This window comes from Ruegeria sp. F5, from assembly GCF_056533845.1.
In genome coordinates, this window is sequence record NZ_JBQFOU010000021.1 from 37273 (window position 1) to 50741 (window position 13469).

The window sequence follows — 13469 nt, forward strand, 5'->3', positions numbered from 1 at the left end:
TCGCTTCTGATGACAATGGCGACCCCGACGGAGGATCCTGAGCCGCGCATAACAGGACCGAATTTGAGCTTGGTCTAGAAATATGACTCTGAAGAGAGCCATACTCGCCGTCATCTTTCGGAATTGAAGAGCCTGAATGGTGCTATTCTCACCTTTGACAGTATGCCCTTCAAATTGCAGGGTCAGTTCGTAGGCGTTTTAGCAACGGAAAGTTTGTCATGATCGCGGCTGTCTTGAGCGCTAGGATACGTTTTGCCTGTCTTCTGCCAATATCACTCTTCCTTTGCTTTTGCGCATCGAACGCAGCGTCGCAGTCTTTTGTACCCGAGGTACTTCTCACTCAAGAGGTCGTCCAGCGGCTTAAGGCTCAGCGGCACACTGATGCAAAGTTTGATTTGAAGTACAAAGAGCTAATTAAAGAGGCGAATGCGCACCTCAGATCACCTACGATCGTCGACATACTTCAAAAAGAGCAAGGCGAGATACATCAGGCTTTTGCGGGTTTTGGCGAAAGGCCTGTTGAACGCCTGACGACATTGGCCATGGCGTGGCGTTTGACGGGTGACAAACGCTATGCCGAGCGAACCCGGATGGAGCTACTACAACTTTCCAACTTGGACAACTGGCACCCTGAGAATTTTCTGGGTCTTAGCAGGGTCGCATTGGCTGTCTCCATTGGGTATAGCTGGATAAACGAGTCCCTCAATCCCCAAGATCGTCAAGCCATTGAGACCGCGTTGATCGAAAAGGCATTGAAGCAAGCCGACAAGATCTATGATCTGGACGGGCTATATTTCGATCACGGCTGGGTAGAGCCGCAACGTTGGGTCGATCCAACGTCAATTCCCGAAATTTTACCTGATGGAACCGGAACTGCAGACATCACGTGGCCCGTCGCATCATTCAACTGGAATGTTGTATGCAATGCCGGAATGATCGTCGCAGCTTTGGTTGTTTCTAAAGCAGATCCCGACTTGGCCAGTCGTACTATACAACGCGCTCAAGGCTCTATTCGCAATGGGGTTTCCGTGTTTGCGCCGGACGGAGCATGGTCGGAAGGGCCAATGTACGGTGCTTTGGCGGCCCGAGACATGGCGATAACAATCGAGGCTCTGTATTCAGTTCTTGGCCATGACTTTGGGCTTTCAAATTCGGTCGGATTGGAGAGCTTTGGGGAGTTCATTATCCATTCCACAGGACCGACAGGAATGCTCTTCAACTTTGGTGATAGCAACACAAATACTGATCTGGTTGCGCTTTCTTGGCTGGCGTCATACTTTGGCCGACCAGGCTATGACGTTCAGGTTCTCGGCACTGTGCCGTCGTCCCATCCGGCTTTGGAATTGCTTTGGTGGAAACGCTTTGCGCTTGAAGCAAAACGTGTTCGTCAAACCGCCTATTGGGCGGGTGGGCTTGGTATCGTGACAATACGATCCGCTTGGGACGACCCAAGAGCTACGTTCGTAGGGCTTAAAGCCGGACCGCTCCGCAGTCATCACAACAATTTGGACGCAGGAACATTTGTTCTGGAGGCCAATGGCGTGCGGTGGGCTGTGGACTTGGGGATCGGAAACTACCAGCTACCGGGGTATTTTACCGATAAACGTTTTGACTACTACCGCACGGCTACGATCGGGCAGAACACCTTGACTTTTGGAGCGACTAATCAATCTTCAACCGGTCGAGCGCAAATCGAGGAGTTTGGCCAGTTTCCCGGGTTCATCTTCACCATCGCTGATCTTTCTGATGCGTACGAAAAATCTAAAAACACGATTATGCGTGGAATAGCTTTGGTGGATGATACAACTGTGCTGGTTCAAGATGAATTCACAAGCAACATTAAAGGCCGGGTTGCTTGGACGATGCATACGGAAGCGGACGTGTCTATTGACGGATCGCTTGCTACGCTCCGCCAAAACGGCCAAAGGATGCGTGTGCGCATTCTGTCTCCGAAGGCAGCAAAGTTTGTTCTGCGCTCGGCAAACCCATGCGAAACCGAATACAATTCAGACTGTAAGGATCAGAATCCGAACTCAGGCATCAAAAGGTTGATGGTTGACGTGAACCCGGATGATATGACCGGTACGCAAACCATTGCCATTGCTTTTGAGAGCAATGAGCAGTCACGAGATTTGACGGTTCTTCCACTACTGGAATGGAGCTTGGCAGCCAGCCTAACGCAAGAGATCCAAGAACAATAAAACTAAATTTTGACTAATAATGACCAGCCGGAGCAAAAACTTTTTGGCTTCCATCCCTTTCGCCAACAGAACTCAAATGGCGTGAAACTTCAGTTCCAGTTTAGAACACAAATAATAGAGTGGTTGCGATGTCCGCTTTGCGTAAGCTGCAATGCGGCGAAGACATACTGGCCAAAGGTCCGGTCGGGGCCGTCAAGGTCAAACCAATTCTCCAACTAGGAAGTAACACGCCGCGAACATTACTGAACGGGGCCGCCTGTTATGCCAAAACGATCTACAACGCGGTCTAGCGTATGGCGACAATGCGCGACGTCTTTTGCGGCGCTAGCTTTCATTCGCAGTAAGCCTGCCATGCGGCGGGGCAGAGGATACCAGCGGTCTAGATCAAGCCCGCAACGATCCAAGAGCATGAGCGGCAGGGTTTGCACGGCGACCACTTGGTTCATGTAGGCCTGTGCCGCAGATGCCCCGACCCAGGCATTGCGGTTTTCCCGAAACAGCGCTTCCAGATCAAGCGTATAGAATCCGTGGCCTCGGAGTTGGTTTCGATAGAGCAGATGCGTCGCGAAGAACCCTGAAACGCTTGTAAGGAAATGCAATGCGTTGCGTGCGTTGATCGACAAAATGCAATTGTTTGGCGACACAAGTGGCTTCGCATCGGCCAATGTCTGAGCGCGGAAAAAGCTGCCGGTGCAATTCACAAAAATACAGCCTTCCTGAACCGTAAGAGTCTCGCCACCGCGTAATCTCATTTCGGGGCCCGTCGATGTATCCACGACATCCGTCAGATAATCACAGTGAATTGCTTCTACGCCGTTTTGGATCCTTTCGTGCTCATCTTCAGACTGCAGTCCGTAAAGAAACACGCCGTTTTTTGTCTGCGGATCCGTCGAATGCTCCGCGCGCAGGTGGGCAAGCGTGTGATCTTCGTTTTCTCCGTCGAAATGTAGTGCAACATCGCGAAAAAGACGCGACACCAATTCACCGGACGTCCATCGCTTGAGACCGGTCGGGATGTACTTTGTCCGGTTGATGAAGTTCGTTCCCCGCCCATTGATCAGCGTGACGTTCCGATCGGGATCTTCGGCAAGTACCGCCAGAATCGTGTCCATCCCGGTCTTGCCGCCACCGATCACATGGACCTGCGCCCCGGGATGAACGGCCAATGTTCTACGCAGGTCCTGCGGAATGATCGAGACCACGTTCCGGCTGGAAAGCGACAAGGGTTCTGCCAGAGCGTAGTTCAGGCCCGGCGCATGTATCGCCCTGTTCGCACGTACGGTCTCTTTGCCTGCTTCAGCGCCTGCCGGGTGGTAGTCTATCTCTGCTACGGGCCCCTGGGCTGTAGCTACCTCTTCGCACCGGCTTACGGTCTGGCCGAACTCGGTGGTCAAAGAAACGCGTTCACGAACCAAGGTCAGAGCGCCGATCAGATGATCCCGCACCTCATCCCGCGCGGCCAGATAGTGACGTGGCTTACGCCAGTTCCATTTCAGGTTCCCCACCGTGAACATCGGATGCGGTTGATGCAAGCGCACGTAGTCATAGGCCGTGTTCCACATGCCGCCCGCCTTGTCCTTTTCGTCAAGCAAAAGAACCCGCGCTGTCTTGGGAAGATACTCACACGCTGCGTTGAGAGCGTTCAGACCTGCGATTCCGGCACCGACGACCACAAGGTCATAGTCCGTGTTCGATGCAGAAATTTCGGTATCAACGCGATCCTGATCGAGCATATGTGCCCCTAATGTTTCCCAAGCGTCATCTTGCCGGATCAGATCTGACATGTCTCGGGTAATTTTGCCCACGCGATCGGGAACAACCCAAACATCGGACAAGTTGGCGCGCGCAGAGGAGGCGATGGCTGCATCGTGGGGGAAGCACGAATCGGAGGCGCTTGCATTCACGCATTCGAGTGTGTTCACTTTCTTAGCCGTTTCAAAGGAACGATGTTATGAAGCTTTTTATCCATGGAGTGCCGGATACAGGTTACATGTGGGGCCCTCTGGTCGAGACCCTCGGCTTGGCCGAGGAAGAGTTTCTCGCGCCCACGCTACCTGGCTTTGATGGGGCGACACCAAGCGGGTTTGCCGCGACCAAGGATGCATACCTTGCTTGGGTGAGCCAGACATTGGAAGACACCGCAGCTGCACATGGACCGGTTGACATCGTGGGTCACGACTGGGGAGCGCCTCTGAGCGCCATGGCAGCGCAAATGAACCCAGAGGCGGTAAGGACCTGGACTGTCGTGAACGCGGTGCCGGAACCCAGCTACGAGTGGCATTCCCTGGCCCGGAAATGGCAAACGCCGATTTTGGGCGAGCTCTTCATGGCACTTGGCAGCACGAAGAAATTCCATCAGCAACTTATTGCTGCGGGCATGCCTGTAACCATTGCTGATCACGAAGCCCCGCGTATCGACAACCACATGAAACGCGCCATTCTAAAGCTCTACCGTTCCGCAAAAAACCCGGCAGAGTGGTCGGCAGATTTTTCAGGTATAGCTGATCGAGGATTGGTCATGTGGGGCGCTGATGATCCATTTGTACCGATCAAGTATGCAAAGAGGTTTTGCAATCGTTGGAGTATCTCTTTGGCCGATGAAGAAGGTGTTGGGCATTGGAGCATATGTGAATGCCCAGAGGTATTCGCAGTACACCTAAATGATCATTGGGACCGTTAATTCACTACTCGGATCGAGCATCGCCGCACGAGATGCTAGGGTAGCAGTATGATTGCCGATTTGATGCCAGCCGAATGCGCTTGAATGCGCAAATTTGCATAAAAGTCTGCTTCCGGAATGTCGAGAGGCAAGAAAATTTTATGGCTCAGTGTCTGCAACGGGCCGTCTGCGTGATCAGCTGGCAGCCGGGCCGGGGCCTGTGCTGTAACGGCACCGAGGTCCGCTCCGAGCCCAAAATGCCTGTTAACCAAACGGCCAAACTTGACAAGTATTCCACCAGCAGGGCCATGAGGCTGGCAGTTAGAACACATGGCGATGGTATATCCGTTTCAGATGGCAGATTTTGTACGCAAAATCTACACTGGCCGCAGATACTAACGCGCCGGGATGTAGCTGGACGGATTTCCGTCGCTGCCAGCGTTCACCATGTAGTATTGGTTTTTACTACTATCCCAGACCAGGAATGCGTCAGCATTGGCGGGTTTCGTCTGAGTGCCCCAAGGCGCCTGTATGGTTAGTTCGTTGTCCAGGTCGTAGCCAAGGGCGGAAACTCGTACCATCTCGACTGGTGTCGTCTTCAGCGCGCCGACAAGGCCGTCGGCTCTCTCAATGAACATTTTTTCCACTTCGGGCGCTATCGCCAGTCGCTCAACCAGACGGCCGTTCTTTTCCGCCACCGCGTCCAAGGCAACTAGTTCGTATTTTCTGTCAAATGTTTCTTTGCCTATGATGTAGAAATCGGTGCCGTCCTCGCGCATCTGCAAGGCGACAATTGAGCCCTTGTTCTCGGCCAAATATTCAGCGTCATAGCCTGTGGAATCAACGCTACCCAGTGCGCTGCGGATCGGCTCCGGGATATCCTCAAGTTTGTCGCCGGTCAGTTGCCATCCCAATATTGGACGGTCCTTGATGTAAATTTCGGTCTCCGGTTTGTGTTCGGCCACGCGCAAAGCCAACATCTGCTGGTCTTGGACAGGCAATCCTTCAGCAAGAGTAGGAGAGACCGACAGATGCAAAGCAGTCACAGCAACCACCATTGTGCGATTAAGTAGTTTCATGATTTCACTCTCCTTTCAGTTCTCATCCTAGAATATAGGTTTTGGCAGGCCTTTTTTCAGAAAGGACATGGTGCCTCTCTCTCCCCTTCAACTTAATCCTGCCTCTATTGGAGCGAGATGTCAGCTTTGTCCCACACACCCGACCTTCGCCCCCTATTGCGAACCCTCTTCACTACAAAACAAATCATGGACCACGCGGACCATGCGATACACGCGCTTGTCAATGATGCTGTAATACACAGATTTGCCGTCCCGCCTGTCGGCTACCAGTCCCTCTAAACGCAAGCGAGTGAGCTGTTGGGATGCTGCGGCTTGTCTGATGGACAGCAGCTCCTGAATGTCGCGTACCGATTTTTCGCCAGTGGTCAGATAGCAGAGAATGAGCAAGCGTCCCTCGTGGGAGATGGCCTTCAAAAAGTCTGAAGCTTCTTGCGCTTTTTTCATCCATTTCAGCTTGCAACAAGTGACTCCTCAATGAGAATTCAGAGTCCAAACTCTGGGAATCTGTCTGGCCTCGTCTTTGACGTGAACAACATACACGGCACCAGCCAAGATCGCACCGAAGATCACAAGGTTCACTGTCAAAGCCCTTCGCACGCCTCGCCTGTAGTTCCGCCCTTTCCATGTTCCGCGAAACTCATCCGGTTTACGAGCTCTAGGGTTGGTATGTTCAAAGCGCCTGGGCACACCCGCTCCTATTGTGGACTCTCTTCTACAACATCAAAGAACAGCCACAGAACAATCATCGATCCGAATGGCGACCAGCAAAGCGAGATGATCCACCACGGCCAGGGGCTGTGTCCACGATCTCTGGCGATGTCGCCTACGACGGAGAAAATCAGCCACGTGATCAATATAACGATCAATATGCCGATCAGAGCTAGAGGAAATTCCACGATCTGCTCCATTTTGTGAACTTTCGAAGGTCTGCCGTGAGCCCAAATTGACCGATGTTGCACGATGCCCCAACGACAGGAATGCGCAGAAAGCTGACTTTGCAAATTTACGAGAACCGTACGAAATTACCTTTCACGAAGTGACGAACACGCTGCCACACAATCAGGCAAACCTTCCGCTCGCTGGTTTCCAAAGGACTCTCTGTGCGGAACCCGGAATTGCTTTAAGGTTGCGTACACATCGTTACTTCCTCACTTTGCGACAAAGCTATCCATAGCAAGATTGAAAGAAAATTGAATGAAACGTCTTTTTCCAACTCTGCCGGAGAACGCAACACTTGGAAGTGTCTATCAGGCTTTTCCAGACAAACTTTCTCCACTTTGTGCGTACGAAAGCCTTGTGATGCGGGGCGAGAGCGACCTCTCGGTTGCCGAGCGTGAATTAATCGCAGCCTATGTCTCGGGCTTGAATGCTTGTGCCTATTGTCATGGGGCGCACACCGTATTCGCCAAGGCCTACGGTATTGGTGTCGAGACAATCGAGGCACTGATGGAAGACCGTGATACGGCACCTGTCGAGGATCGTCTCAAACCGTTACTGGCATACATTGAAAAGCTCACTGTCTTGCCATCACGCATGACGGAAGCCGACGCAAAAGCAGTCTATGCGGCAGGCTGGTCAGAGAGTGCTTTGTTTGATGCTATCCAAGTGTGCGGTGTCTTTAATCTCGTGAACCGCTTCATTGAAGGAACAGGTGTCCAAAGTCCTGGCAACGATCCAAGACAAGCGGACGAAGCCACTTTGAACCGATACCGCAGCGACACCTTCTACACCGATTTCGGCCGGGAAAATGGCCTCGACATTCCTTAAATTGATGCCGTGTCAAGCCGCTCAATCTGAATGTACATTGCAAGATAGGCAAGAGCAGCTATACGCATAGCAGCACGGGTCGAGTATCCAATTTCCACGTCAAACTGGCTTTTTTGCGGCATGCCTTGCCAACAAAAAGGATAGGAACCGTTACTTTCCGGCGTTCATAGTCTCCCAGTTGGCATTTGCTTGTTCGATCCTATCGTCGGAGTTTGCGACAAATTCGGACGCGACAGCTTTTGAGAAGTTAAGATATAGCTTTCCGTCAATCACCGCGAAGGCCTCTGGATCGATTGGCGCGCGGTTTCCCAAAGCCATTCCCCCGCTACAGAACCCACCATAACGGGGCGCATAGCTTTCTGGTGAGCCTTGAAATACCGCAAGGTGTTCGGGCGTTGAAAAGCGCCATCGGATTCCACGCCATTCATGCTCATAGTCTTCGGAACCCTCAATTGCGCGTTCCTCCGTGAAATAGGCCACCACATCGTAGCCTTTAACTGCGAGACCTCCCGGTCGTGCATTGATCAAGTCTTCCGCGATAGCATCGCCGGTGATTACACCTAACAGTCCAGTCGCTATCACTATCCGTACCAGCGCGTTCATGATCGCCTCCCAATGTCCGCGGTATGTTACCATAAAGCCTGATCCATCGCGACAATGAGGAATCACAACCACATGAGCGACAGACGTATGATCGCTGAAGTGCCCTCCTCGGGCCGCCGCCTGGCCGCAATCATGCATGCGGATGTTGTGGGATACACTGCAAAGGTCGCCGCAGATGAAACGACAACGCTGGGATTATTAAAAGATGGCCATGCCGTTGCTGAAGTTATTGTCACTGCACATGCAGGCCGCATCGTAAGTACAGCTGGCGACGCTTTTCTTGCAGAGTTTCCAAGTGTTGTAGAAGCGCTTCGTGCGGCAATTGAGTTTCAGGAAGACCGGAAGGCCAAAGATGGTTTGGAGTGGCGCGTCGGACTTAATCTTGGCGACATCGTCATTGATGGCGACGACATTCTTGGCGACGGCGTGAATGTCTCTGCGCGTGTTCAGCAGTTGGCACCGCCTGGGGGCATTGCGATCACATCCGCGGTACTGGAACAGGAAGGCGGGCGTATCGGACTGCTCGTGGATGATCTCGGGCACAAGAAACTGAAGAATGTTCCAACGCCCACACACATCTACTGTATTCGCGGTCATGGATCAGCTGCGGTAAAGGCGGGGGGATGGAAAAGGTTCCGAATACCCGTTTTGATCGCGACTGTAGCGATTGCACTTGTTTCAGGCGCTTATTTCGCTTCCCGCCACGGAGTGCTCAGCGAGTTACTTTTTGCTGAAAGTGAGCCAGAGGCTTCGAAAACTGCCGACAAACCAGTCGTCGCTGTCTTGCCGTTTCGAAATCCGACAGAAGGTGAAGACGACACTTGGTTGGCAGATGGTCTGACCGAAGAGGTCATACGTCAGCTAGGGCGCTTTCCTTCTCTAGTCGTCTTATCGTGGAACGCCGTTGAGCCTTATTCAAGTGACTTTCGGCTGGACGAACTGAAACGCAAGCTGGGGGCTGATTTCGTCGTAAGTGGAACTGTAAGACGGAGTGGCGGCAATCTGCGGCTGGGGGTTGACCTTTCAAACACCGAAGATGGAAGCTTGATTTGGTCGGAACGCTACGACACTGAAATAGAGGATTTTTTTGAAATCCAGGACAAAGTGGCAAACGCTGTTGTTGGATCTCTCGCTGTCGGTTTGAGCCGCGACGTCGAACAGCGTGCGCAGCGGGCTCCAACGGAGAGCCTGAACGCCTATGAAATGTATCTTCGCGGTCGCGTTCTGATGCGGAAAACCGAACGTGAAGCAAATTACAAAGCCCGTAAGTACTTCGCGCGCGCCCTGTCGCTGGATCCGAACTTCTCGGATGCTGAAGCGGGTCTGGCATGGACCCATGTTGCCGACGCCTGGTGGGGATGGAGCGAATGGCCCTACGAGTCAGTGGACCTCGCGCTTGAGCGCGTGAATCGGGCCATTGCTCTTGATGCACGTAATGGGCTGGCACATTCAATCAAAGCCGAAGCTCTGTGGATGCGCCAAGAACTCCGAGCCGCTCTTGTAGAGAGCCAAAGGGCGCTTGATCTTAACCCAAACGATGCCTGGGCATTGGCGACGCACGGTGGCCTGCTGCTGCATACCGGCAACCCGGCGGCAGCAATTGAACCCATTGAAATGGCGTTTCGACTGAACCCGCATCCCCCAAGCTGGGCCTTCGCCAACCTTGGAATGGCGTATTACCTGCTTGATCGTGACGACGATGCGGTCGGAGTGCTAACACGCGGTATCAGCGCGATCAAAGAAGACCCTTCGCCTCACGCGGTTTTAGCCATGTCAGCACACCGTGCTGGTCAAAAACAACTCGCTGAGCGCGCCAGAACGACGGCGCTTAGACTGTCGCCTTTCTTTGATCCGGCAACCTATGCTTCTTCGTTCGGTGGCGGCAAGTGGCAAGAAGAGCTGCTATCTGGACTTCGAGCGGCCGGTTTTGAATGACCGCTTCGGGCTGCCACCAGCCGCTCATCAATAGCGCAGAGAACGGCAGGAGAGACCCCCAAAGCGGACCCAATGCGAGACAACGGGCACCGTACTTCATCGGACACCCCGGTACATCTTCTTTCCCCGAGAAAGAGCATTTGACGCGTCATAACGCAGACTACAAAGAAAAAGCTCTTTGAAGTAAGGTTGAGTGATCGGGAGACAATTATGGAACGCCGGTTGACCACCATCCTCGTCGCGGATGCTGTGGCATATTCCCGGTTGATGGGCGAGGACGAGGAAGCAGCTCTTACAGAGCTCACGGCTTGTCGCGCCGTGATTGATGCTCAGATTTCGCATCACGACGGTCGAATTTTTGGAAGCGCTGGCGACAGTGTGGTTGCAGAGTTTGCCAGCCCGGTGGAGGCGGTGCGGGCGGCATTGGACGCGCAGGAGGCACTGAAGGCACATAACAGGGCTAAGTTGGAGGATGGAATACTGCGGTTCCGCTTCGGCATTCACCTGGGTGACGTTATGGACGAAGGCGGCGATCTGCTCGGCGATGGCGTCAACGTTACGGCGCGGCTCGAAGCGCTGGCCCCGCCTGGCGGCATTATTATCTCGAAGCCGGTGGCGGAACAGGTGCTGGACAAGATTGGTGCCCGGTTCGCGCATTCCGGAGTGCATACGCTAAAGAACATTACTAAGCCTATCGAGATTTGGACCTGGCCAGCGGACCAGGCGGTGAAACCGGCGTCGAAGCGCGAAAAAAGAAAGCTAAGTTTATTCGCAATGGCGGCCGTCTTCGTTCTCTTGATGGTTTCGTACCTGATTTACCCGGCTACGGACGATGCCTTACCCAATGGCCCACGAATTCTGATATTGCCCTTTGAGAATGTCGGCAGCGACCCGGAGGATGAATACTTCAGCGCCGGATTGACCCGCGACATCAACGCCTTGCTGGCTAAGTTTTCAAATTTGTTTGTACTGGCGCCAGAGGCAGGCATATCTTTCCGCAACAACACCGATTGCAACGCAATCCGCAACGAACTTGGTGCAAATTACATCTTGAGTGGAACAGTGCAGCGATCCGAAAGCCGTTTGCGGGTCACCACGACATTTACGGATGCCAAATCTTGTTTGCAATTGCAGGCGCCGGGTCCCTTTGAAGGTGATCTTAGCCTCGCCAACGTTCTGGATGTCCAGCTTGAGATCGCCCGGAAGATCGCTGCGCTAATCGGATCAAGTGATGCGCCCTTGTTCAAAACCGAGATGCTGCAATTGATCCGCAACAAGGCGCCGGAAAGTCTGGACGCGTATGAATGCTATATGACGGCGCATTGGTTCTATCAGACCTTTGCGCTGCCGGAACATCGTAGGGCACGAGACTGCCTAATGCATACGGTGGAAGAGGAGCCAGGGTACTCATTGGCCTGGTCGCGCCTATCCTACAACTATCTGGATTCCTATAAGTACTCCTATGACGTAGATCCGGACTGGGCGCAGCTCAGCGAAGATGCGGCCCAGAGAGCCATTGCAGCGGATCGGGACAACCCGGATGCGTATTACGCACTGGCAGTTCGAAGCCGATTGCTTGGCGAAAGTATGGAGGTGTTTCACAGATATGCGCAGAAGGCAGTCGAGTTGAACCCGAATGATTCCTGGATCCTTGCCGACCTAGGTATCTTTCTCGCCTATTCGGGCGACTTTGAAAATGGCCTTGAATGGATCGCACGGGCACGGGCTCTCAATCCAAAATTGCACCCCGGCTTTAGAAACGCCGATCATCTGAATGCAATCGCCAATGGCGATTACCAGGAGGCTATAAACGTCGCACTGACAAAGGGTGCAGGATCGCACATGGCACTGGCCAGCCTTGCCGCCAGTTATGCGCTGAACGGCAATCAGAAAAAGGCGGAAGAAACAGCGTCACAATTGAGGGAACGCTTTCCGGAGTTTCACAAGGACCCTCGCGCCCCGTTTCGCGCACGGGGCATGCCACAAGCTCTAATCGACAGGATCATGGAGGGTTTGGAACGCGCTGGGTATGAAGTGCCAGCAGGGTCTGGTGACAAGTAATTTTTTCATTGAAAACTCTTTACAACCCCTCCGTAGCATGGACGGCTTTCCCGGCTGCGAAGGGCAGAAAAGTCCGCAACACGAGAATTGCAAAGTCGGATATTGAAGGTCCGCTTCGGGCTGTAACCGGTCTCTAGCGCAAGTTGAAGAGGATGTTATTAGTGAGCAAATAACTACGGGGTTCTGCGCTTGCGTCGAACGTCAGCTTATTGTTTTCTGACAAATTTCATTAAGCCAGACAGAAAATGGATTGCCGTATTCAGCGCGAAACATCATGACGGCCGGCGCATCCGCCATTATGAACGGTGTGGGCGTGGCTCTCATACCTAGTCTTTCCGCCGATTTTTCGAACGGTGCTCGGAGTGTGGTCAGCAGAGAGTTGGTCTCCGATGCCAGAATAAGTGCGGCGGAGAAATTCGACGCGTAATTTATGATGTGGCGCTTGATTCCGTGCTTTTTTAGAGCCTTTTCCACCGGCCCTTCATGCGCATAGCCTTTTCCCACAATAATGTGCCGGGATGCGCTCCAAGTCTCGACCGAGGTGTCCCTAACGAACTGATGGTTATCTGGTGCGAATGTGCTCCAATCAAGCGGCTCGATCTCGTGAAGCACAAGATTTGGGTCTGATTTTGGAAAGCCAAATCCAAGTCCGATATCCGCCTCAGACCTCAAAACCGCTTGCCGGGCTTGGCTGCTCTCAATGAATTCAACACAAGCGAGTGGCGCCTGTTTGGCCAATTCGCTAACTAACCCAGTGAAAAGCGACGTACAAAGGTCAGGTGCCGCAATGCGGATGCGGCGCGTGGTGGTAGCCGGATCGAACCCAAAACTTGTCTCAAACATCAATCTGGCGGCCTCTGCCGCGGCGGAAACTCGTGGTTGCAATTCCTGTGCGAAAGGAGTGAGCCGCATCTCCCAGCCGTCACGCACTAGCAGCGGGTCCCGAAAGTGGTCGCGCAGGCGCGCCAGGCTGTGAGACATGGCGGATTGCGTACGCCCCACGGAATCTGCCGCTGCTGAAACCGACCGGTACTCCAAAAGCGCGCTCATGGCGGTGATCAGGTTCAAATCCAAGGCCGCAAGATTGGCATTATTTTGATTCATGAATTCATAATAATGATCGATTTGTTTCATGTAATTCCATTGTGTCAGCATGCCTGTGCA

At 53.1% G+C, this 13469-nt stretch carries 11 protein-coding genes; 5 read left to right on the forward strand and 6 right to left on the reverse strand.

Annotation, left to right across the window (positions count from 1 at the left end):
- The first annotated feature begins 218 nt into the window (after nucleotides 1-218).
- Nucleotides 219-2201 (forward strand): heparinase II/III domain-containing protein, encoded by a 1983-nt coding sequence (locus tag ACR0K1_RS21955; RefSeq protein WP_480851889.1) that lies wholly within the window; start codon nucleotides 219-221, stop codon nucleotides 2199-2201.
- A gap of 239 nt (nucleotides 2202-2440) precedes the next feature.
- Here the strand turns inward: ACR0K1_RS21955 and ACR0K1_RS21960 are convergent, their stop codons facing one another.
- Nucleotides 2441-4123 (reverse strand): FAD-dependent oxidoreductase, encoded by a 1683-nt coding sequence (locus tag ACR0K1_RS21960; RefSeq protein ID WP_480851890.1) that lies wholly within the window; start codon nucleotides 4121-4123, stop codon nucleotides 2441-2443.
- A gap of 29 nt (nucleotides 4124-4152) precedes the next feature.
- Here ACR0K1_RS21960 and ACR0K1_RS21965 point away from each other — a divergent pair, with 29 nt between their 5' ends.
- Entirely contained in the window at nucleotides 4153-4881 is a 729-nt protein-coding gene (locus ACR0K1_RS21965) for an alpha/beta fold hydrolase (RefSeq protein ID WP_480851891.1), read from the forward strand.
- A 374-nt stretch (nucleotides 4882-5255) separates the two neighbouring features.
- Here the strand turns inward: ACR0K1_RS21965 and ACR0K1_RS21970 are convergent, their stop codons facing one another.
- From ACR0K1_RS21970 to ACR0K1_RS21980, 3 genes are all read right to left on the reverse strand, one after another.
- Nucleotides 5256-5939: a hypothetical protein gene (locus ACR0K1_RS21970; protein WP_480616581.1), complete on the reverse strand. Its 684-nt coding sequence runs from the start codon at nucleotides 5937-5939 to the stop codon at nucleotides 5256-5258.
- A 153-nt stretch (nucleotides 5940-6092) separates the two neighbouring features.
- Complete coding sequence (locus ACR0K1_RS21975; RefSeq protein ID WP_480851892.1) at nucleotides 6093-6383, reverse strand: ArsR/SmtB family transcription factor; 291 nt, start codon at nucleotides 6381-6383, stop codon at nucleotides 6093-6095.
- A gap of 251 nt (nucleotides 6384-6634) precedes the next feature.
- Complete coding sequence (locus ACR0K1_RS21980; RefSeq protein ID WP_480616579.1) at nucleotides 6635-6847, reverse strand: hypothetical protein; 213 nt, start codon at nucleotides 6845-6847, stop codon at nucleotides 6635-6637.
- Nucleotides 6848-7133: 286 nt separating this feature from the next.
- Between ACR0K1_RS21980 and ACR0K1_RS21985 the strand changes: the two genes are divergently transcribed.
- The gene (locus ACR0K1_RS21985; RefSeq protein ID WP_480851893.1) at nucleotides 7134-7706 is read left to right on the forward strand and encodes a carboxymuconolactone decarboxylase family protein; all 573 of its coding nucleotides are present in this window, start codon (nucleotides 7134-7136) and stop codon (nucleotides 7704-7706) included.
- A 150-nt stretch (nucleotides 7707-7856) separates the two neighbouring features.
- Here ACR0K1_RS21985 and ACR0K1_RS21990 read toward each other — a convergent pair whose 3' ends face one another.
- A complete protein-coding gene (locus ACR0K1_RS21990) occupies nucleotides 7857-8309 on the reverse strand; it encodes a YHS domain-containing (seleno)protein (protein ID WP_480616577.1) in 453 nt (150 codons plus the stop codon).
- Nucleotides 8310-8381: 72 nt separating this feature from the next.
- Between ACR0K1_RS21990 and ACR0K1_RS21995 the strand changes: the two genes are divergently transcribed.
- Nucleotides 8382-10244 carry an adenylate/guanylate cyclase domain-containing protein gene (locus tag ACR0K1_RS21995; RefSeq protein WP_480851894.1) on the forward strand — a complete coding sequence of 621 codons (1863 nt, stop codon included), beginning with the start codon at nucleotides 8382-8384 and terminating at the stop codon, nucleotides 10242-10244.
- A gap of 210 nt (nucleotides 10245-10454) precedes the next feature.
- On the forward strand, nucleotides 10455-12305 hold the full coding sequence (locus tag ACR0K1_RS22000) for an adenylate/guanylate cyclase domain-containing protein (protein WP_480851895.1): 1851 nt from the start codon (nucleotides 10455-10457) through the stop codon (nucleotides 12303-12305).
- 201 nt (nucleotides 12306-12506) lie between these two features.
- Here the strand turns inward: ACR0K1_RS22000 and ACR0K1_RS22005 are convergent, their stop codons facing one another.
- Entirely contained in the window at nucleotides 12507-13439 is a 933-nt protein-coding gene (locus ACR0K1_RS22005) for a LysR family transcriptional regulator (RefSeq protein WP_480851896.1), read from the reverse strand.
- Between the last annotated feature and the right edge of the window lie 30 nt (nucleotides 13440-13469).

Bases quoted from the DNA above. Each gene is read 5' to 3' on its own strand.
- ACR0K1_RS21955 (WP_480851889.1), top strand. From the start codon at position 219: ATGATCGCGGCTGTCTTGAGCGCTAGGATACGTTTTGCCTGTCTTCTG.
- ACR0K1_RS21965 (WP_480851891.1), top strand. From the start codon at position 4,153: ATGAAGCTTTTTATCCATGGAGTGCCGGATACAGGTTACATGTGGGGC.
- ACR0K1_RS21970 (WP_480616581.1), bottom strand. From the start codon at position 5,939: ATGAAACTACTTAATCGCACAATGGTGGTTGCTGTGACTGCTTTGCAT.
- ACR0K1_RS21975 (WP_480851892.1), bottom strand. From the start codon at position 6,383: ATGAAAAAAGCGCAAGAAGCTTCAGACTTTTTGAAGGCCATCTCCCAC.
- ACR0K1_RS21980 (WP_480616579.1), bottom strand. From the start codon at position 6,847: ATGGAGCAGATCGTGGAATTTCCTCTAGCTCTGATCGGCATATTGATC.
- ACR0K1_RS21985 (WP_480851893.1), top strand. From the start codon at position 7,134: ATGAAACGTCTTTTTCCAACTCTGCCGGAGAACGCAACACTTGGAAGT.
- ACR0K1_RS21990 (WP_480616577.1), bottom strand. From the start codon at position 8,309: ATGAACGCGCTGGTACGGATAGTGATAGCGACTGGACTGTTAGGTGTA.
- ACR0K1_RS21995 (WP_480851894.1), top strand. From the start codon at position 8,382: ATGAGCGACAGACGTATGATCGCTGAAGTGCCCTCCTCGGGCCGCCGC.
- ACR0K1_RS22000 (WP_480851895.1), top strand. From the start codon at position 10,455: ATGGAACGCCGGTTGACCACCATCCTCGTCGCGGATGCTGTGGCATAT.
- ACR0K1_RS22005 (WP_480851896.1), bottom strand. From the start codon at position 13,439: ATGAAACAAATCGATCATTATTATGAATTCATGAATCAAAATAATGCC.